This is a genomic window from Pseudomonas gorinensis (genome assembly GCF_042015035.1).
GTDB lineage: Bacteria > Pseudomonadota > Gammaproteobacteria > Pseudomonadales > Pseudomonadaceae > Aquipseudomonas > Aquipseudomonas gorinensis.
Genome location: NZ_CP167125.1, coordinates 4,712,330 through 4,732,469, shown reverse-complemented (window position 1 = coordinate 4,732,469; position 20,140 = coordinate 4,712,330). Strand labels below are relative to the sequence as shown.

The 20,140-nt window shown below is 61.6% G+C and carries 17 protein-coding genes; 10 read left to right on the top strand and 7 right to left on the bottom strand.

The window, feature by feature from the left end; genetic code table 11:
- The first annotated feature begins 9 nt into the window (after positions 1-9).
- Together AB7933_RS21400 and AB7933_RS21395 are read left to right on the top strand one after the other, a co-directional pair.
- Positions 10-336, top strand: a complete 327-nt coding sequence (locus AB7933_RS21400) for an acyl-CoA dehydrogenase (protein ID WP_024076210.1) — start codon at positions 10-12, stop codon at positions 334-336.
- On the top strand, positions 336-1,712 hold the full coding sequence (locus AB7933_RS21395; RefSeq protein WP_024076209.1) for an LLM class flavin-dependent oxidoreductase: 1,377 nt from the start codon (positions 336-338) through the stop codon (positions 1,710-1,712). The genes AB7933_RS21400 and AB7933_RS21395 overlap by 1 nt, the downstream gene beginning before the upstream one ends.
- An 85-nt stretch (positions 1,713-1,797) precedes the next feature.
- On the opposite strand, the gene AB7933_RS21390 is transcribed toward AB7933_RS21395, so the two are convergent.
- Positions 1,798-2,691 (bottom strand): hypothetical protein, encoded by an 894-nt coding sequence (locus tag AB7933_RS21390; protein ID WP_024076208.1) that lies wholly within the window; start codon positions 2,689-2,691, stop codon positions 1,798-1,800.
- 389 nt (positions 2,692-3,080) lie between these two features.
- On the opposite strand from AB7933_RS21390, the gene AB7933_RS21385 reads away from it, so the two are divergent.
- From AB7933_RS21385 to AB7933_RS21355, 7 genes are read left to right on the top strand one after another with little or no spacing between them, the layout of a single operon-like run.
- Complete coding sequence (locus AB7933_RS21385) at positions 3,081-3,983, top strand: AMP-binding protein (protein ID WP_024076207.1); 903 nt, start codon at positions 3,081-3,083, stop codon at positions 3,981-3,983.
- Positions 3,980-4,753: an ABC transporter ATP-binding protein gene (locus tag AB7933_RS21380; protein WP_024076206.1), complete on the top strand. Its 774-nt coding sequence runs from the start codon at positions 3,980-3,982 to the stop codon at positions 4,751-4,753. The genes AB7933_RS21385 and AB7933_RS21380 overlap by 4 nt, the downstream gene beginning before the upstream one ends.
- On the top strand, positions 4,750-5,631 hold the full coding sequence (locus AB7933_RS21375) for a branched-chain amino acid ABC transporter permease (protein ID WP_024076205.1): 882 nt from the start codon (positions 4,750-4,752) through the stop codon (positions 5,629-5,631). The genes AB7933_RS21380 and AB7933_RS21375 overlap by 4 nt, the downstream gene beginning before the upstream one ends.
- Positions 5,632-5,635: 4 nt before the next feature.
- Positions 5,636-6,685 (top strand): branched-chain amino acid ABC transporter permease, encoded by a 1,050-nt coding sequence (locus tag AB7933_RS21370; RefSeq protein ID WP_024076204.1) that lies wholly within the window; start codon positions 5,636-5,638, stop codon positions 6,683-6,685.
- Positions 6,686-6,706: 21 nt separating this feature from the next.
- A complete protein-coding gene (locus AB7933_RS21365) occupies positions 6,707-8,047 on the top strand; it encodes an ABC transporter substrate-binding protein (protein WP_024076203.1) in 1,341 nt (446 codons plus the stop codon).
- 3 nt (positions 8,048-8,050) lie between these two features.
- Complete coding sequence (locus AB7933_RS21360; protein ID WP_024076202.1) at positions 8,051-8,818, top strand: ABC transporter ATP-binding protein; 768 nt, start codon at positions 8,051-8,053, stop codon at positions 8,816-8,818.
- A gap of 12 nt (positions 8,819-8,830) precedes the next feature.
- A complete protein-coding gene (locus AB7933_RS21355; RefSeq protein WP_024076201.1) occupies positions 8,831-10,225 on the top strand; it encodes an FAD/NAD(P)-binding protein in 1,395 nt (464 codons plus the stop codon).
- Between the two features lie 877 nt (positions 10,226-11,102).
- On the opposite strand, the gene AB7933_RS21350 is transcribed toward AB7933_RS21355, so the two are convergent.
- The 4 genes from AB7933_RS21350 to AB7933_RS21335 are packed head-to-tail and all read right to left on the bottom strand — an operon-like array spanning position 11,103 to position 15,732.
- On the bottom strand, positions 11,103-12,368 hold the full coding sequence (locus AB7933_RS21350; RefSeq protein WP_024076200.1) for an efflux RND transporter periplasmic adaptor subunit: 1,266 nt from the start codon (positions 12,366-12,368) through the stop codon (positions 11,103-11,105).
- Entirely contained in the window at positions 12,358-13,836 is a 1,479-nt protein-coding gene (locus AB7933_RS21345; protein WP_024076199.1) for a TolC family protein, read from the bottom strand. The genes AB7933_RS21350 and AB7933_RS21345 overlap by 11 nt, the downstream gene beginning before the upstream one ends.
- Entirely contained in the window at positions 13,829-15,028 is a 1,200-nt protein-coding gene (locus AB7933_RS21340; protein WP_024076198.1) for an ABC transporter permease, read from the bottom strand. Before AB7933_RS21340 ends, AB7933_RS21345 begins: the two co-directional genes overlap by 8 nt.
- Positions 15,025-15,732, bottom strand: a complete 708-nt coding sequence (locus tag AB7933_RS21335) for an ABC transporter ATP-binding protein (protein WP_024076197.1) — start codon at positions 15,730-15,732, stop codon at positions 15,025-15,027. Before AB7933_RS21335 ends, AB7933_RS21340 begins: the two co-directional genes overlap by 4 nt.
- A gap of 357 nt (positions 15,733-16,089) precedes the next feature.
- Here AB7933_RS21335 and AB7933_RS21330 point away from each other — a divergent pair, with 357 nt between their 5' ends.
- Complete coding sequence (locus AB7933_RS21330; protein WP_024076196.1) at positions 16,090-16,842, top strand: TetR/AcrR family transcriptional regulator; 753 nt, start codon at positions 16,090-16,092, stop codon at positions 16,840-16,842.
- 281 nt (positions 16,843-17,123) lie between these two features.
- On the opposite strand, the gene AB7933_RS21325 is transcribed toward AB7933_RS21330, so the two are convergent.
- Positions 17,124-18,185 (bottom strand): FUSC family protein, encoded by a 1,062-nt coding sequence (locus AB7933_RS21325; RefSeq protein WP_024076195.1) that lies wholly within the window; start codon positions 18,183-18,185, stop codon positions 17,124-17,126.
- Positions 18,186-18,499: 314 nt separating this feature from the next.
- Entirely contained in the window at positions 18,500-20,116 is a 1,617-nt protein-coding gene (locus tag AB7933_RS21320; RefSeq protein ID WP_024076194.1) for an NADP-dependent glyceraldehyde-3-phosphate dehydrogenase, read from the bottom strand.
- Positions 20,117-20,140 lie beyond the last annotated feature (24 nt).

Here is a 20,140-nt window from a genome sequence, read left to right as displayed (position 1 = left end):
GGATTGACCATGACCGCACTGAGCCTTGCGCGCCAACTGTTGGACAGCACCCGCCGCCATGTCGAGACAAGCGATGACCCCTATGTCATCAGCCGCTTCGGTGATCTACAGATCCGCGTCGACGTGGCCGCCTCCCTGCTGGAACGCGCTGAAACCCACCCCAGCCCGGTGGCCGCCACCGAAGCGCAGATCGCCGCCGCCGAAGCCCTCATCGCCGCGAGCAACGCCGAATTCGAACTGACCGGCCAACGCACCGAACTGCCGTCGAGCCTCGATGACCCGTTGCGCTGGAAATACCAGATCGTCGGCAACTATCACCTCAACGGAGTGCTTTGATGTCCCGTGAAATCCGCTTGAATGCCTTCGACATGAACTGTGTCGGCCACCAATCGCCCGGCCTGTGGGCGCACCCGCGTGACCGTTCGTGGCAGTACAAGGACCTGGAGTACTGGACCGACCTGGCGAAAATCCTTGAGCGCGGCAAGTTCGACGGCTTGTTCATCGCCGACGTGCTGGGTATCTACGATGTGTACAACGGCAATGGCGACGCGGCCATCCGCCAGGCGACCCAGGTGCCGGTCAACGATCCGTTGTCGCTGATCGCGCCGATGGCGCTGGTCACCGAGCATCTGGGCTTCGGCCTGACTGCCTCGCTGTCCTTCGAGCATCCGTATCCATTTGCCCGTCGGCTCTCCACCCTCGACCACCTGACCAAGGGCCGTATCGGCTGGAACATCGTCACCTCCTACCTGGAAAGCGGCGCCAAGAACCTCGGCCAGAAAGCCCAGACCGAACACGACGCGCGCTACGACTACGCCGAGGAATACCTGGAGGTCTGCTACAAACTCTGGGAAGGCAGTTGGGAGGAGGGCGCCGTGTTGCGCGACCGCGAGCGCCGGATTTTCAGCGACCCGAGCAAGATCCACGAGATCCGTCATGTCGGCAAACACTTCCAGGTGCCCGGTATTCACCTGTGTGAACCCTCGCCGCAGCGCACGCCGGTGCTGTACCAGGCCGGTGCGTCCAGCCGTGGCAAGCAGTTCGCCGCTGAACAGGCCGAGTGTGTGTTCGTCGCCGCGCCATCTAAAGTCTTGCTGAAAAAGACCGTTGCCGACATCCGCCGTCGTGCCGCCGAGGCCGGGCGTGATCCGAAGAAAATCCTGATCTTCAACCTGCAGACGGTGATCGTCGGCGAGACGGATGCCAAGGCCAAAGCCAAGTTCGACGAGTACAAATCCTACGTCAGCTACGAAGGCGCGATGGCGCTGATCTCCGGCTGGACCGGTATCGATTTTAGCCAGTTCAAACCGGATGAACCGCTCAAGCATGTGCATACCAACGCCATTCAATCGGCGGTGGAAGCCTTTTCCACGGCAGACCCGAACAAGGTCTGGACGCCCAACGAGCTCGCCGATTGGGTCGGCATCGGCGGTTTTGGCCCGCTGTTTGTCGGTGGTCCGGAAACCGTGGCGGATCTGTTGCAGGAGTGGGTGGAAGAAACCGATGTGGATGGCTTCAACCTGGCCTATGCATTGACTCACGAAACCTTCATCGACGCCGTGGAGTTGCTGGTGCCGGAGTTGCAGAAGCGCGGTGTGTACAAGACTGAATATGCCCAGGGCACGTTGCGCGAGAAGTTATTTGGCAACGGAGCAAGGTTGTCGAGTTCCCATCCAGGCAGTGGTTACAGGATTTTGGAAGGTTTGCAGTGAGACAAGTACACATATGATCCTGCTGTGTAAATGGTTCAGCGGGGGATGTGATAAAGATCGCAAACCCCGCATGAAAGATAAACGCCTATCGAGTAATACTGAAAACGCCATTGCGTGCTTCGGTAAAGTGTCGCCCACCACTGGGGTCGGTTGCACCGGCCACAAAGTTGAACGTTCCTGCGAAGGTTCCCGTAATGTTATTGTTACTGTCAACGTTGGGGAGTGAACGTATTGTCAACTGACCTTCTTCGCCATGGTAGATATAAGATCCACTCATGTTATAAAAAATAACACTGACCTCTTTGCTGTCTTCACTGATAGCGTAGGTGCCTGTCGGAAGGTCTCTTGAAATGAATATGGCTATTCGATAGTCGTATACGTCTGGCCTTGTCGCAAACGCTCGCGACCATCCCGCGATCTGGTTATTTGAACTGATGTATAGATTATCCTCATTAGACTCATAGCGTGCGTTGATATCGCGACTCAGGTCGCACACAACTGTCGGTGCCGCATAATTTCTTCTGCTTTCTGTGAACCCCACAAGCTCCAGAACGCCCTCACTCACGGTGACTGTTTTACCCCTGTTCTGACCCTTGAAGTTGAAAGTCGCCTTGATTGTTTTGGTGCTATTGTCAAATGTCAGTTTCAGGCTGCCTTCGGTGGCGGTGTAGTTGATTTGAGAGAAGGGGCCTGATTTTGACCAGAGGGCATTAACGCCAGAGGTGGTAGTGAAGTCTGAAGTGATGGCGTATGTTTTGTCAGTGACGTCGCCATCGTTAGGGATAAAAAAAGAAAATTCTTGAAAGTCTTGGTTCTCATTTTTTTCGGTGCGTAGGTTGAGGAGCCACTTGAGTGGCAGGTCATTCATGAAGAGTGAATAGTGAACGCCATCGAATGCGTCATATTCATCTTCCTCGTCTTTGATCGTTGCAGTGCACTTTAGAGATGTGTTGGCTGAGATTTTTCCGGAAGTGTTCATGATGATTCTTCCTCTGTGGGAGCATGAGGCTAAAGATTATTCGGGGGGATGTGCGACGTCTACTGTCAGGTTTGACAGGTATAGCGGGAGTTTTTTTTATTTCGAAAGATACGCTCATGCTCGTGTGGCTAAGCAGGTTTAGGTATGAGGTCGCTGTTGCTCACACTGACGGCTTAGTTGGCTTTCTGTTGCTCCAGCAACAGTTGATATGCACTTTGTTCAACGAGGCTCCTGCCCGTCGTTGTAGGCCTATGAATTAGCTGAGTTTGAAGGCAATTCTGCATTGGCATAGTTAATGCTTTGCTCTGATTGCTATTTACCGTTACCGCTTGACCCCAGACAGCCAGCGGACCACCGCACGCTTAACTCCCAGTAGGAGCTTTACCCCTATGAGCGTGCACGTACTAAAAAGCCCGCTGGCCCTGGAATGGCCCGCCGAGCGGCTCGGCAACCTGCCCAACGCGCTGGAACAGCTGCACCACTGGGCGCAGACCACGCCGCTGCACACCGCCTTGCGCCACAAGCGCCAGGGCCAGTGGTATGCGTGGCGCTGGATCGACGCCTTGCGAGATGTGGAACGCCTGGCCGATGGCTTGCGTCAGCAGGGCTTTGACGAGCAATCGCGCTTGGCCCTCAGCGGGGCGTTCGAGCCGAACCTGTTGCTCCTGGCTCTTGCGGCTCAAGCCATCGGCGGGCAAGTCCTGACCCTGGCCGATGACTTGGAGCCCGAAGCGCTGCAACAACATTTATGGCGCATCCGTCCCACCCATGCCTACACCCAGGACCGTCAGCAAGTGCGGCATTGGCAGTCGGCCAACCTGCTGGATTTTGCCCCGTTGCTCGGCCCGATCGACCCGACGCAGCACCTCGTACGCTGGTGGCAACCCAGCGGCGAAACCGCGTTGTGGAGCGAAGAGGGCACCCACTGGGAGGGGGGGCTGGCGGTGGTGTTGGAGCAATGGCTGAACAGCGGCCATGGCCTGGCCTTTCCGGAAAGCCTGGCCTCGGCGCGGCGTGATCGCAGCGAAGTCGCCCCCACCGGCTTGCTGTTGTCACCCGCACGCTTGCAGCACCTGGCCGACGAAATCGAAAGTCGCCTTGCACCCCATGGCACCTGGCGTCGGCGCCTGTGCGACTGGGCCATCGCCCACCCGCAAAGCGGCCTGCGTCGCCTGTTGAAAAACCGTGTGCGCAAGCTGCTCGGCTTTCAGCGCCTGGCTTACATCTGGCAACCCCACAAATCCACCCCTTCGCCGGTGTGGCTGGCGGAATTCAAACGGGACATCGCATGAGCCAAGCCATTCTCCAGGTGCGGGATATCTCGCTGTCGTTCAAGGGCGTCAAGGCGATCAATGCCTTGTCCTTCGAGGTGGCGCGCGGCGAGATCTGCGCGCTGATCGGTCCCAATGGTGCCGGTAAAAGCTCATTGCTCAATGTGCTCAACGGCGTGTACCGCTTCGATGCTGGCGAGATCGTCTTCGAAGACCAGCACTTCCAGCGCATCGACCCGCTGGGTGCCGCGCGCCGGGGCATTGGTCGCACCTTCCAGAACAACGCGCTGTTCAAGAAGATGAGCGTGCTCGACAACATCCTTACCGGCCTGTCGCGGCATATGCGCAGCCGTTTTATTGAACAAGCCCTGGGCTTGCCGCGCGCACGCCGGGAAGCCGAAGCGTTCCGCCTGCGCGCCCAGGGCATTCTCGAGTTTCTTGAGTTGCAAGCTCAGCGTGATGTGCTGGTGGGCAACCTCTCTTATGGCCTGCAGAAGCGTGTCGAGTTGGGCCGGGCATTGATCGCTGGGCCTAGCCTGTTACTGCTCGACGAACCCATGGCGGGCATGAACGCCGAGGAAAAACAGGAAATGGCACGCTTCGTCGCCGATGTGAACCGCGACCTGGGCACCACCGTGGTGTTGATCGAGCACGACATGGGCGTGGTGATGGGCCTGTCCGACCATGTGGTGGTGCTCGACTACGGGCGCAAGGTCGGCGACGGAACCCCCGCCGAGGTACAGGCCAACCCCGATGTGATCGCGGCTTATCTCGGAGTGGCAAACGAATGACGTTCTTCTTCGAAACCCTGCTCGGCGGCCTGCTGGCCGGCACCATGTATTCGTTGGTCGCCATCGGCTTCGTGCTGATCTACAAGGCCAGCGGTGTGTTCAATTTTGCCCAGGGCTCGATGCTGCTGTTTGCCGCGCTGACCTTCGTCAGCCTGCATGACCAGGGCGTGCCGTTTGCCCTGGCACTGCTGCTGACGGTGATCGTGATGATCGTCGGTGCCTTGCTCATCGAGCGCCTGGTCCTGCGGCCCTTGGTGAACCGTTCGCAGATCACCCTGTTCATGGCCACCCTTGGCCTGTCGTTCATCATCGAGGGCCTGGCCCAGGGCTTGATGGGGTCCCAGGTGCGTGCACTGGACCTGGGCATTGATGACGTGCCGCTGTTCATCGGGCCGCTGATGCTCAGTCAGTTCGATCTGATCGCGGCCGCGGCTGCCGTGTTGTTGGTGACGGTCCTTGCGCTGCTGTTCAACAAGACCCGCATCGGTGTGTCCCTGCGTGCGGTGGCGGATGACACCACGGCGGCGCTGTCCATCGGCATCAACCTCAACCGTATCTGGCAGATCGTCTGGGCGGTGGCGGGGATTGTCGGGCTGGTGGCCGGCTTGCTCTGGGGGGCGCGCCAGGGCGTGCAGTTTTCGCTGTCGCTGGTGGTGCTCAAGGCCCTGCCGGTGCTGATCATCGGCGGCTTTACCTCGATTGGCGGGGCCATCGTCGGCGGGCTGATTGTCGGCGCGGCGGAAAACCTTGCCGAGGTGTATATCGGCCCGTTGATCGGCGGCGGCATCACGCCGTGGTTCGCCTATGTATTGGCCTTGGCCTTCCTGTATATCCGTCCCGCCGGCCTGTTCGGCGAGCGCGCCATCGAGCGAGTCTGAAACCATGTCGATTCCCGTTGCTCAACAAACCGCGCCGTTGTTGCTGGTACAGCGACGCGTGCCCTGGGGCCTGATCGGCCTGCTGGCCCTGGCCTTTATCGTGGTGCCGCTGTGGGGCAATGACTATTGGCTCAATGCGATCCTGATCCCGTTCCTGGTGCTGTCCCTGGCCGGGCTTGGCTTGAATCTGCTGACCGGCTATACCGGGCAAACCTCGGTCGGCGCGGCGGGTTTCATGGCCGTCGGCGCGTTCGCGACCTACGGTTTCCTGTTACGCCTGCCGGAGCTGGGCCTGCCGCTGGCGCTGCTCGGTGGGGGGATTATCAGTGCGTTGGTCGGTTTGCTGTTCGGCTTGCCCAGCTCGCGGATCAAGGGCTTCTACCTGATGGTCACCACCCTGGCCGCGCAGTTTTTCCTGGAGTGGCTGTTCGTCAAGTTTCCCTGGTTCTACAACTACGGCTCGTCCGGGACCATCTCTGCGCCGAAGCTGGCGCTGTTCGGCCATGACCTCAACACGCCGCTGGGCCGCTATTGGCTGACGTTGGTGACGGTGCTGCTGTTGACCTGGACCGCCATCAACCTGGTGCGCAGCCAGGTCGGGCGCAATTGGATGGCGATCCGCGACATGGACACCGCCGCCGCCGTGGTTGGCATCCCGGTGGTGCGCTACAAGCGCCTGGCGTTTGCGGTCAGCTCGTTTTACCTGGGCATTGCCGGCGCGCTGTGGGCGTTCGCCTACCTGGGCACGGCCAGCGCCAGCAGCTTCGATATCAATCGCTCATTCCAGATCCTGTTCATCATCATCATCGGCGGCATGGGCAGCATCGCCGGCAACTTCGTGGGTGCGGCGTTTATCAGCCTGCTGCCGATTGTCCTCAGCCATGCCGGGCAGGCGCTGTTCGGCGGTTCGGTGGACGCGGGGCAGTTGCAGAACCTGCAAAAAATCATCTTTGGTGTGTTGATCATCGTGTTCCTGATCAAGGAGCCCGAGGGCTTGATCCGCCTGTTGCACAACCTGCGTGACCGTGTGCGGCAGTGGCCGCTGCGTTTCTGACATTCCTCCAAGAGAATCCTTATGCGTGCATCCTTGAAACGTTCCTTGATCGGCGCCGCGTTTACGTTGGCAACCCTGGCCGGTGCTGTCCCCCAAGCGATGGCCTCGCCGGACCAGCAATTCATTCCCCTGGCCACCTATCGCGTGGGCGCCTACGCGTCCAGCGGTGTGCAGGTGTGGGCCGGGATGATCGACTACCTGCGTTATATCAACGAGGTCGAAGGCGGCATCAATGGCGTCAAGTTGGTGTGGCAGGAATGCGAGACCGAGTGGACGGCGGAGAAAGGCATCGAATGCTACGAGCGCTTCAAGCATGGCCTGGAGGGCGCGCCGGTCGCGGTGTACCAGCCCAATGGCGCGCCGGCGGCCTATGCGCTCAGCGAAAGGGCAGAGGTGGACAAGATCCCGCTGATCACCCTCGGTTACGGGCGCACCGAAGCCACCGACGGTACGGTGTTCCCGTATAACTTTCCGGTGATGCTGACGTTCTACAGCGAGGCGTCGACCCTGGTGAACTACATCGCCCAGCGCGAGGGTGGTTTCGACAAGCTCAAGGGCAAGAAGATCGCCACGGTCTACCACGACTCGGCCTACGGTCGCGAAACCCTCGGCCCGTTGAAGTTGCTCGCCGAAAAATACGGTTTTGAAAATATCCAGATTCCGGTGGCCGACCCAGGCAACGAACAATCGGCGCAATGGCGCCAGGTCCGCCAGGCCAACCCGGACTGGGTGTTCCTGCGCACCTGGGGCGTGTCGACCCCCGTGGCGGTCAAGACCGCTGCGCGCTTCGGCTTCCCGGTGGACCATATCATCGGCGATATCTGGGCCAGTTCCAGCGAAGACGTATTGCCCGCAGGCGCCGCCGCCAAGGGCTACCTGGCCCTCACGCCGTACCCGGCCGGCAGCGACTTCGAGATCCACAAACGCCTCAAGCAATCCGTCCTCGACAAGGGCCACAGCGACCTCAAGGACCTGAAGAACTTCGGCAGCGTGTACTACAACTCCGGCCTGGTGAATGCTGCCGTGGCGGTGGAGGCGATCCGCACGGCCCAGGCCAGGTTCGGCCAGCGCCCGCTCAATGGCGAAGAAGGCCGCTGGGGCCTGGAGCACTTGAATATCGACGACGCGCGCCTCAAGGCCATGGGTTACCTGGGCCTGATGCAGAACCTCAAGCTGTCGTGCCGCGACCACGAAGGCGGCGGCTCGGCGCGGGTACAGCAGTGGGACGGTGCTCAGTGGACGCTGGTCAGCGACTGGATCGCCGCCGACCGCGCACTGTTGCGTCCGCTGATCGATGAAAAGTCCGCGGCCTTCGCCAAGGAAAAAGGCCTGACGCCACGCACCTGCACCGGGGATGAATAAACCATGAGCCTGCCTGCCGCAGAACCTGCACACGCCGCGCTGCTGACGGTCAACGACATCGAGGTCATCTACGACGGCGCGATCCTGGCGGTGGCCGGGGTGTCGCTGAGCGTGCCCAAGGGCGCCATCGTCGCCTTGCTCGGCGCGAACGGCGCCGGCAAGAGCACTACCCTCAAGGCGATCTCCGGGTTGGTGCGTGCCGAGCGCGCCGAAGTCAGCCGTGGCGTGATCGAATACGCCGGCGTCGACCTGGCCGGTGTCGACCCCAGCCAACGTGTGCGCCAAGGCATGGTGCATGTGCTCGAAGGCCGCCATGTGTTCGGCCAGCTCAGCGTGGAAGACAACCTGCGCAGCGGTGGTTTTGTGCGGCGCCTGAGCCGCAAGGCCATGGAACACGACCTGGAGCGCATCTACGCCTGGTTCCCCCGGCTCAAGACCAAGCGCCACACCCGCGCCGGGCTGACCTCCGGTGGCGAGCAACAGATGGTCGCCATCGGCCGGGCGTTGATGACCCGTCCTACTTTGGTACTGCTCGACGAGCCGTCCATGGGTTTGGCGCCTATGATCGTGCAAGAGATCTTCGAGATCATCGCGCAGCTCAACCGCGAGCAGCAGGTGAGCTTCCTGGTCGCCGAGCAGAACATCAACGTGGCGCTCAACTATGCGTCCCACGGCTACGTGCTGGATACTGGGCGGGTGGTCCTGAGTGGCAGCGCCGCCGAGTTGCTGGCGCGGGGCGATTTGCATGACATTTATCTGGGTAAACAGTAAGGGCGAATCCGCATGAGTGAAACCATCCGCAACGCTGATGTCCTGATCATCGGCGGCGGCCTGAGCGGCACGATGCTGGCTGTGCAACTGCTGCGCCTGCCTGGCCAACGGCAAATCCTGGTGATCGAACCGCGCCGCGAACTCGGGCGTGGCGAGGCCTACAGCGCGGTCGAGTTGGGCCACACCTTAAATGGCAATGCGGCGCGCATGAGTGTCGACCCGGACAATGCCGACGACCTGACCCAATGGCTCACCGACTACATCGGTGCGGGCGGTTGGCCTGAGTCCGACCAGCAGCACGTGCCCATCAGCGAACTGTTCCCGCCACGCGGCATTTTTGGCCTGTATGCACAGCAACGGTTGGCTGAAGCCAAGGCGTTTTCGGCGTCCACCGTCGAGCATATCCGCGCCGAGGTGGTCGATCTGCAAGTCGAGGACGAGGGGGTATTGCTGACCCTCGACAACGGCCAGCAACTGCGCGGCGCCCAAGCGGTGTTGGCCACTGGCATGTTCCCGGCGGCGCGCACGCCCCAGACCGAGTCCAGCGGTTTGAACGCTGCGGCCGTCGACCCGTGGGACGTGCAGGCCATGACCCAGATCGGCCCGCAGGCGCCCGTGCTGATCATCGGCTCCGGGCTGACCATGGTGGATGCCGTGGTGTCCCTGGAACAGGCCGGGCATCGTGGGCCGATCGAGGTGTTTTCCCGTCACGGCCTGCTGCCCCATGTGCGCCGGCAACCGCCCAGCTGGGAAGACTTTCTCGGCGCGAACCACAACCTGCGAAGCCCTCGGCAACTGCTGCGCGAGGTGCGTCGCCAATGCCGCCTCGCGCTGGAGCAGGGTATCGATTGGCAGGCGCCGCTGGACACGGTGCGCGCCCATATCGGCCGGTTGTGGAGCCAGGCCAGCGAGGGCGAGAAGCGTCAGTTCGTGCGGCATGTGCGGCCATGGTGGGAAAGCCATCATCACCGTTCGCCGCCGTTGAGTGCGCAGTTGGTGGCCAGGCTGCATGAGGAAGGGCGGTTGCGGATTCAAGCGGCCTCGTACAAGGGGCTGGAGCCTTCGGGCAGCGGCGTGACCATTCGTTTGCGCCGGCGTGGCGAACCTGCGGTGACTCTGGTGTCGGGCGCAGCCCTGATCAACTCCAGCGGCATCGAGTACGACTGGCGCCGCGTGGCCCGGCCACTGCCGCAACAGTTGCTCAAGCGCGGGTTGGTCCAGCCTGGGCCGTTGGCGTTGGGGATTGCGGCGGATGCGTCGGGGGCGGTGCTGGATGCCCAGGGCCAGGTCAGTGCGCGCTTGTTCGCCATGGGCCCGCCGTTGCGCGGGATGTGGTGGGAGAGCACGGCGGTGACCGATGTGGCGCTTCAAGCCAAGGCACTGGCTTCAACGCTGACAGAAATCTAAATGTGGGAGGGGGCTTGCCCCCGATGGCCATAAGTATCTACACAACTTTTTTCAGCGGTCTGTGGCGAGGGAGCTTGGTCCCGTGGCCGCCTTCGGGCCGACCGCTTTTTGGGGGTTGGGTGAGTACATATCCGTTGCTGCGGTAACGGCTGCCTATGGTTCCGCTCTTACAGCGGGTCACTTTTGGAAGAGAAGAGCGCCAAAAGTAACCAAAAACGCTTCGCCCCACCACTCGGTACCTCGCTTAGGCTCGGTGTGCCCGAACGCAGGCTTGTTTGACGGGGCGATCCCAGATCAAAAACAAAAGCGAGGCGGCCTTAAAGCCGACCTGATCATTGAAGCGTACGCGGTGTGGCTTCTATTTCCTTAAACGCTGACGAAGTCAGCAATCTTTTGATCTGGCTCTGGCTCTGGCTCTGGCTTTTGATCTTGATCTCATGCGCCCCGTTAACCACGCTGGCCGAACGCAGGCTTGAATCCGTGGGTAACCCGGCAGGACGCCGGGTTAGCCGTCCTGGGCCAGGGATGGCCCATGACGGCGGCCCACGGATTCAAGCCTGCGTTCGGGCATACCGAGCCTAAGCGAGGTACCGAGTGGTGGGGCAAGAGCCCTTTTGGTTACTTTTGGGGCTCTTTTCCAAAAGTGACCCGCTGTAAGAGCGGAACCCTAAGCAGCCGTTACCGCAGCAACGGATATGTACTCGGTCAAATCCAACCACATGGTCGGCCCAAAGGCCGCCACGGAAGCAAGCTCCCTCGCCACAGACCACTGAAAATTGTGTAGATACCCATGCCCCGATGAGGGAGTGTCAGTGAATGCATCTTCGGCTGACCCACTGCCATCGGAGACAAGCCCCCTCCCACAGGGGTTCTGCATTTATCTTGAGGTCTTCACAAAGCCGGGCTTGAGGCCGAACACCTCCACGCCCTGCGGCGTCGATTGCCCGGTGGTCACCTTCACCTGCTCTACCGGCTTATCCATCGCCTCTCGATACTCCACTGTCATGCCATCCTCGCCACGGGTGATTGCCGGCGCCGGCACGATGATCGCCTGGGCATTGTTGTAAGTGACGATGGTCAAGCGTGCGCTCATCCCCAGCCGCACCCGCTGCAACTGCTGCGGCGTCAGCTTGGGGATCGACAGGGTCACCGGAAACTGCGCGCTGCCCTGGCTGTCGCCGGCTATCGCCAGGCCGCTGACCACGCTGACCGAGCCGGTCAGTCGCTCGCCATCAAAACCATCGCCCATCACTTCCACGGCCTGGCCCTGGTGCAACTGGTTGATGTCCAGTTCGGAGACCTTGGCGACGATTTTCAGCCGCTCGATATTGGCCAGGCCGAACAGCACCTGGCCCTGGCTGACCCTGCTGCCGGCCTGCACCGGTGCATTGTTGCTGCCGCCTTGGGCCGATGGGGTGCTGCTGCCGGGCGCGGGCACGACGATGCCGGAGAATGGCGCCTTGACCTCGCGACCTTCGAGCAACTTGTGCAGGGCGTCGTATTTCACCGTGGCGTTGGTCAGCTCCATATCGGCAATTTGCCGGTACTCGCCTTTGCCTTGCTCCAGCGCCTGCTGCAGTTCGCTGCGGGCCGAGGCGAGGTCCAGTTGTTGTTGCTGGGTCTGTTGCTTGAGGTCGTCCAGCTCATTGCGCGGGATGATGCCGCGCTGGAACAGGTTTTCGCTCTCGGTGAGTTTGCGCTGGGTATTGCCGGCGGTCATTTCTACGGTGCGCAGGCTGCGGCGCGCACGGCTGACGGTGGGGCTGCTGTCCCAGTCCTGCATTTCCTGCACGGTGCGCCGCGCCTTGAGCTGTGCCGAGAGGGCGTCGCGCAGTTGCACTTCGAGGGTGGCCGGGTCCATGCGCAACAGCACCTGGCCGGCCTCGACCCGCTGGCCTTGTTCCACCAGGTTGGCCTCCACATTGCCGTCAAAGGGCGCGGTGAGGGTGAGGGTGGTGTCGGGCTCGATCTTGCCCACCAGGCCGATCTGGTGCACCAGCGGGTCGGGTTTCACCGCCAGCCATTGTTCGCCCACCGGCGCCGTGTTGGCGGCCGGGCTGCGCAGGCTGAGCGCGGTGATCCCCGCAGCCGCCAGCAGCACGATCAAGACAGCACCCAGCAGGCGTTTTTTGTCAGTAGTCATTGAGGGCGATTTCCCAGCTTTCCAGCGTCATGCCCAGGGTCAGATCGAGTTGGGTCTGGGCGTTCAAATAAGCGATCAGTGCATTGAGCTGTGCATTTTCGGCGTTGCGCAGGTCCGTCTCGAAGCTCAGCACCTGGAAGTTGGTGGAGCGTCCGGCGCTGAGTTTTTCCCGCTCGATGTCGATCTTGCGCCGCGACAGCTCCACGGCGCGCTGGGAGATTTCATATTGGCGCCAGCGCGTACCGAGGTCGCGCACCACATCGTTGACGTTGCGCTCCAGTTCCTGGCGCGCGTCGGTGATACGGATCTCCTGGTCCTCCACGTTCACCCGCGCACGCACTTCGGCCTGGCGCGTGCTGATATCACCGATGGGGATCTGCACCTGCACCCCGGCGTAGCTGTCCCAGGTGCGGTTGTTGGTGCTGCCGGCATTGTTATTGTAGGCATCGCGGACCTGGTTCGCCCCGGCCACCAGGTCCACTTGCCAGCGCCCGGAGTCCTTGGCAATCACCAGGTTGAGGTCGGCCTGCTGGCTGCCGAGCAGGGCGGCAAGGTATTCCGGTTGCTGGGTCTGCGCCAGAGTGAACGCCTGGCGCTTGTCGATTTGCATGGGCCTGGCTTCCAGGGCCTCGGTGGCACGAATCGGCGTCGACAGGTCCAGGGCCAGCAGGCGCAGCAGGGCCAGGCGGCTGGTGTCCAGTTGGTTTTGCGCCTCTTCCACGCCCAGTTGCTGGGTGGCGATGTCGGCTTCGGTCTGCACGATTTCGAACTCGGCCATGCGCCCGGCACTGATCAATGCCTTGTTCACTTCCAGCAACGTGCCCGAGCGCTTGAGGGCATCCTGCACGATGCTCAGTTGTTCCTGGGCGCGCAGCAGCTCGCGGTAGGTGGCGATGATCTGGCTGATGGTCTGCGCCACGGTGGCCTTGAGGTTCAGGCGGTTGGCCTGCTCCGACAGGCGCGACAGGCGCAGCGGCGCGGTGGTGGCGTCCCAGCCGGCGCCGCGCATCAGCGGTTGGATGATCGCCAGGTCGAGGCCGTCGCTGCGGTAGCGGCCGGCGCGGTCGGCGTTGGTCAGTTGCTGGGTCCACGCCATGCTCAGCCGCGTGCCGTATTCGCTGAGCAGGCTGGTGGCCGGCGCCAGGTTGGCGTTGCGTGTGTTGTCTGTCGAGCCACGGGTACTGCGGTAATAACTGTTGAGGGTGAGCTTGGGGTTGAACACATCTTCGGCCACGCGCAGGTCGAACTTCTGCGCCACCCGCTGCAGGTAGGCGCTACGGATCGCCGGGTTATTGCGCAGGCCCAGGTACACGGCATCTCCCAGGGTCATGTTGGTGACCTGGGCGTTGAGCGAAACGCCACGCTCATAACCGCTGCGGGTGGTACTGGGCGCTGACGGTTTGATGACGACGTCGGCGGCCACGCCGTGCAGGCTGACCCAGGCGAGCAACCAGAGCCATTTACTCATCGCGCAGGGCCTCCACCGGTTGCAACCGCGAGGCCGAGACTGCCGGGTAAATACCGAAGAACAGCCCCACCAGCAACGTGCTGCCCACGCCCAGGGGCAGGGCGGCGACAGCCAGGGCGAATTCCCAGCCCGACAACCAGGCGTATAGCCAGGCGGCGGTCATGCCCAGCACGGCGCCGCACAGTGCGCCGACGGCGGTGAGGGTCACGGCTTCGAGCAGGAACAGGTTGCGGATATCCCGCTGGCGCGCACCGAGGGCCATGCGAATGCCGATCTCGCGTCGGCGTTCCGAGACGTTCATCAGCATCACATTCATCACACCGACGCCGCCGCCCACCAGGGAGATCGCCCCCAAGGCCAGCAGCAGGTAGGCGAAGGTGCGGCTTTGCCGGGTCATGCCATCGATCATTTGCTGGGGCACCGTGATCTCGACGTCGTGGTCGCTCAGTTGGGTTCGCAGCGCGACGGCGGCGTCCCGCGCCACGCGTTCCATGTCCTCGCCGGGGGCGGCGCGGATGATCACATTGCTGATTTGCGGGTTGGCGTAGATGCGGCGCATGCCGTCCGCAGGCATGAACAGCGTCTCGTTGGCCTGCACCGGCATCAGCATCGCCCGGGGCTGGTTGGACAAAATGCCCACCACCTGAAACAGGTAGTCATTGATGCGCACCCGGTCGCCCAGCTTCAGTGGGTCACCCGGCGCGCCCAGGGCCTGGGCGAGCTGGTCGCCGATCACGCCGTAGGTTTCATTTGCGTCGAAGGGGGACAGGAAGCGTCCTTCGCGCAGCACCAGGCGCATGGTCGGCGGGATATCCGGGGTGATGCCGACGAAGTTGGCGTTGGTGGTGCGGCCATGGAACACCATGGGCCCGCTGAACGGGATGATCGCGCCGATATGGGCGATCCCCGGCACGGCCCGGCGTACGGCATCGAGGTCGAGCTGGGTGCGCATCGGCACGTTGGCGGTGCCTTTGGGCGGGAACTGGGCGATCAGGGTGTCGGTGCCCATGTCCTTGAAGATCATTGCGGCGTCCACCGCTGCGTTGTGGCCGATATTGATCAGCGCCACCACTGACGAGCTGCCGATCACAATACCCAGCAGCGCCAGGATCGAGCGCTTGCCCAGGGTGCGCAGGCTGACGAACGCTTCGTGCAGCAGTTGGCTGAGGCTCTGTTCGACCCGCAGGTTCATAGGCCGCCAGCCTCATGCACCACACCGTTGCGCACCAGGATCTTGCGCTCCAGGCGCTCGGCGATGTGCGCGTCGTGGGTGACGATGATCAGGGTGACCTGTTGCTCGCGATTGAGCGCCAGGAGCAGGTCCATGATCTCCTGGGCAGTGGTGCTGTCGAGGTTGCCGGTGGGTTCGTCGGCCAGGATCACCGAGGGGCTGCCGACCAGGGCCCGGGCAATCGCCACACGCTGGCGCTGGCCGCCGGACAGGTCGGCGGGGCGGTGATGAGCGCGGTCGGCCAGGCCAACCTGTTCAAGCATGCGCAGTGCCTGTTCTACCGATTCATGGCGTGATACGCCGCGATAGCTCAAGGGCAGCGCGACATTATCCAGGGCGCTGAGACGCGGCAGCAGGTTGAAGCTCTGGAACACGAAGCCGATCTGCTGGTTGCGGATCGCCGCCAATTCATCGGGGCTGGCGCTGAAAATATCGTGGCCGGCAAAGTGGTACTGGCCGCAGTTGGGCACGTCCAGCAGGCCGAGGATATTGAGCAGGGTACTTTTGCCGGAGCCCGAAGCACCGAGGATGCCGCAGCTATCGCCGCTGGCGATGGACAAGCACACATCATTGAGAATGGACAGTTGCTGCCCGGCGAGCTCATAGCGCTTGCCGATGCCTTGCAGGGAGATCAAGCCTGGGTGCGCGTGGGTGTCTGTCATCATGACTACGCCTGCAGTCTCGACGGTGCCGACACGCCCCCGGAAAATCGTTGTAACAAGTTCGGGAGCTACCTGGTACGCGTCACGGACTGGTTTGATTTCTTGTTTTTAAAATATTGTTTGAATAGTAACCGCGTTCAATCCGCTTCGCCAGCCATGGATGTAGAGCGGTTTTACGCTTTGAAACGATTCCCGATGCGGTGCTTTTCGCCCCCAAAAAAGACCTTCGGCGGCCTTCAATGCGCCACACTGCAAGGCTTTTCGATCATATGGCGCAGTGTCACTACTTGATTTCGAGCGACGGCCCCGGTATAAAAAATCAAATAATTTTTTAAAACATATTTCCCACGTGGAACTTCTATGGTCGCGAAGAAAGTCAGCGCTCCAAACATTACCAAGACTCGATTGCTGGATGCGACAGAGGCTCTCTTCATAAAGTACGGATATGACGCGGTTTTGTTACGGCAGATTACCGAGCGTGCCCAGGTGAATCTGGCTGCCGTGAACTACCACTTCGGGGACAAGGACTCCCTGATGAAAACCCTGCTGATGCAGCGCCTGGAGCCGCTTAACGAGCAGCGCCTGGAGTTGCTGGCGCGCTGTGAAGCCGAATCCGACGGGCCCCTTGATTGCGACACGCTGCTGGGTGTGCTGTTTGCCCCGGCCATGGGCCTGGAACGCAGCGACCCCGCGAGCGGGGAAGGGCGCTCATTCATTCGCTTCCTCGGTCGGGTGTACAGCGACACGTCGCCGTTTATCCAGGAATACCTCAAGGTGCATTACCAGCCGGTGTTCCAGCGTTTCTTCGAAGCCTTCGCCCTGGCCTTGCCGGACTTACCGCGCAACGAGTTGGGGGTGCGCCTGCAATTTGCCCTCAAGGCGATTTCCGGGGTGATGGCCGGCACTGAACTGCGCCTGTTGATGAACTCCATGAGCCTGGGCCGCCCGGCCACGGATGCCGAGGTGATGGCCAAGTTGATCACCCTGGTGTCGGCGGCGATTCGCGTGCCGCAGCAGAGCCCGGAAGCGGAAACCGCGTTGGCCAAGGTGCTGGACACCCAGCGGGCCATTCGCGAACAAGCGGCAGCCCCCGCCGCCAAGGCCTCACGCTGACCTCCCTGTAGGAGCGAGCTTGCTCGCGAAGAACGCACGATCACCGCGGTTAACCAGCCTGAGACCGCTGCGTTATCGTTTAATGCTTTTCGCGAGCAAGCTCGCTCCTACAGTGTTTTGCGCAGGCAAAAAAAAGCCCGCTGGGGCGGCGGGCTTGATGTGCAACGTTTGTAACGGATGAGGCTTCACCCTACGTCCCGGGATGTGAATAATTCGTGAAAAAAATGTAAGAGAAAGTATGAAAGTGTTGACGTGCTTAAACACGTCAAAAGGCCATCTGTTTATATCTTCCAGTGCCCCGCGCTTTTGGCCAAGCGTTGACGCAGTGCATCCACATTTGCCGCCAGTTGCACCGTCAACAATCGGTAGCCATCCAACGCGCTATAGACCGGCGCATCCAGTGTCGGCTTGTCGCCTCCGAGGTGGCCAGGCCGTTCCAGGCGCTCTGTCACCCCGGATTTCAACGCCCGCGCCATGCCCACCAGCTGCACGCGAATCTGCCGGTGCTCGGCCTTCAACATTACCTGCATGCGCGCCATCGCCTGCTCGTCACGCGGGTCCGGCCGGGTATTGCCGAGAATCTCCAGGGTGCTGATACACATGCGCAGGTGGCGTTGGATGTGGTCCAGCTCGGTCATGGAAATTCGCACTTCCTTGGACACCGATGGCATCAGTGAGCGCAACTGCACGATGGCCGCGTTCAAACGGTTGAGCAGTTTAAGGTGCTCATCATCGGTGACCGACTGGCCGTTGATGATCCGGCTATAGATCGCGGCACAGTCGCGCAATGCGCTGGCCAGGTTGTAGCGCCACGAATACACGGCGTACAGCGGCAGGGCGAAGGAAAATGCCAGGGCCAGGACGATACCGATCAGGATATCGACGGTGCGCCACAAGCCATCCGACAGCGGGTTGTCACCATGCCCGGCGACGATGAACACCGTGATCGCCGACAGCAACGCGATGTAGCCGCCCTTGCCGATGGCGTGATAGGAAAAGAACCCGCACACCACCGACATCAACAGGTAGGTCAGCAAGGGTTGGCCGAAGTAAGCCTGTTGCACCACCAGCAGCAAACCGACGCTGGCGCCGATCAAGGTGCCGTAGGCGCGCTCCACGGCTTTCTTGCCGATATTGCCGTGATGCTGCAAGCCGCCGATCACGATCAGCATGGTCACCGACGCCCACTCACCGTGGGGCAGGTTGATGCCGGTGGTCAGCAGGATCGTCGCCAGCAAGCCGATGGACACGCGCACCGCGTGGATCAGCTTGGCATGACGATAACGGCGATACGGGTCGAGCAGGGGGCGCAGCAGGCGCCGGGCGAAGAGGGGTAGATTCATCGGGAGTAAAGGGGCCTCAGCCAGTCAGGGCGAATTCGGTTCAAGTGTGGGAGGGGGTAAGCTCTAATGCACTCCATCAGTTAAGGAAGAATGCTGTCACTGTGGCGAGCGGGCTTGTCCCGCGTTGGGCTGCGCAGCAGCCCCAAAACCAGCCCCTGCGCAATATCGGGTACACCGCATTTGTCCTTCATTGGGGGCGCTTCGCACCCCAACGCAGGACAAGCCCGCTCGCCACAGGTTACCGGTCGCCCGTTCTATCTCTTAACTGACCGGCATTAGGGCTTGCCCCCTCCCACATTTTCTGCGGTGCGTTTTTAGAAAATGTAGTCGGTGGTCAGGAAGCTCGAATCGCGGTTGCGCAGGATCTCGCTGAGCAACGCCTTGTTGTTGTCCTGGAACTTGGTTGCCACCAGGGTGCGGATCGAAAATACGCGCAACGCATCATGCACCGACAGCGTGCCCTCGGCCGAGTTCTTGCGGCCGTTGAAGGGGAAGGTGTCCGGCCCGCGTTGGCATTGGGCATTGATATTGATCCGGCCGACCTGGTTGGCGAAGGTGTCCACCAGGCGTCCGATTTGCACCGGGTCGGTGCCGAACAGGCTCAACTGTTGGCCGAAGTCCGATTCGAGCACGTAATCGACCACGGTTTCCAGGTCGCGGTAGGGCACGATCGGCACCACCGGGCCGAACTGTTCTTCGTGGTACACACGCATCTGCGGGTTCACCGGGTACAGCACCGCCGGGTAAAAGAACGACCCGCGACTGACGCCACCCTGGGCATTCACCACCTGGGCGCCGTGCTGCGTCGCATCCGCCACCAGCGCCGTGAGGTAATCCACCTTGCCCACTTCCGGCAGCGGCGTCAGCGACACGCCGTCTTCCCACGGCATGCCGGGTTTGAGCGTGGCCAGTTTCTGGTTGAACTTCTCGATAAAGCGATCGACCACGTCTTCATGCACAAACAGGATCTTCAAGGCCGTGCAACGCTGGCCGTTGAACGACAACGAGCCAGTGAGCGCCTCGCTGACCGCATTGTCCAGGTCCACCTGCGGCAGCACGATGCCGGGGTTTTTCGCGTCCAGGCCCAAGGCCGCGCGCAGGCGGTGTGGCTTGGGATGCAGTTTTTTCAAATCACTGGCGGCCTTGTTGGTGCCGATAAACGCAAAGATATCGATCTTGCCGCTGGCCATCAGCGCGCTGACGGTTTCGCGGCCGCTGCCGTAGATCACATTGATCACCCCGGCCGGGAAACTGTCGCGGAACGCCTCCAGCAACGGACGGATCAGCAGCACACCCAGCTTGGCCGGCTTGAACACCACGGTATTGCCCATGATCAGCGCGGGGATCAGCGTGGTGAACGTCTCGTTCAAGGGGTAGTTGTAGGGGCCCATGCACAGCGCCACGCCCATCGGCACGCGGCGGATCTGGCCGAGCGTGTCCTGCTCCAGTTCGAAGCGGCTGCTACGGCGATCGAGTTCCTTGAGGGCATTGATGGTGTCGGTGATGTAGTCGCAAGTGCGGTCGAACTCTTTTTGCGAGTCCTTGAGGTTCTTGCCGATTTCCCACATCAGCAGCTTGACCACCGCATCACGTTGTTCGCGCATGCGCCGCAGAAACGCTTCGACATGCAGGATGCGTTGCGCCACACGCATTGTCGGCCATTCACCCTGGCCACGGTCATAGGCGCGCACGGCGGCGTCGAGGGCGGTGAGGGCGGTGTCGGCATCCAGCAGTGGTGTGCTGCCAATCTGCACACGCGTGTCGCCCAGTTGCACGGGGCTGAGGACCTGGGCCAACGGACCGTCCCAGACCCGCAACTGGCCGTCGACCAGGTAATCACGCTGTTCGATAGGCGCCGCCAGGCGAAATTGCTCGGGAATGTCGGCGGTGGAAACGGGAAACAGCTGGGCGAGCAGGTTATCGGTGGTCATGTTGCTACCCCTGGAATAGTTGCA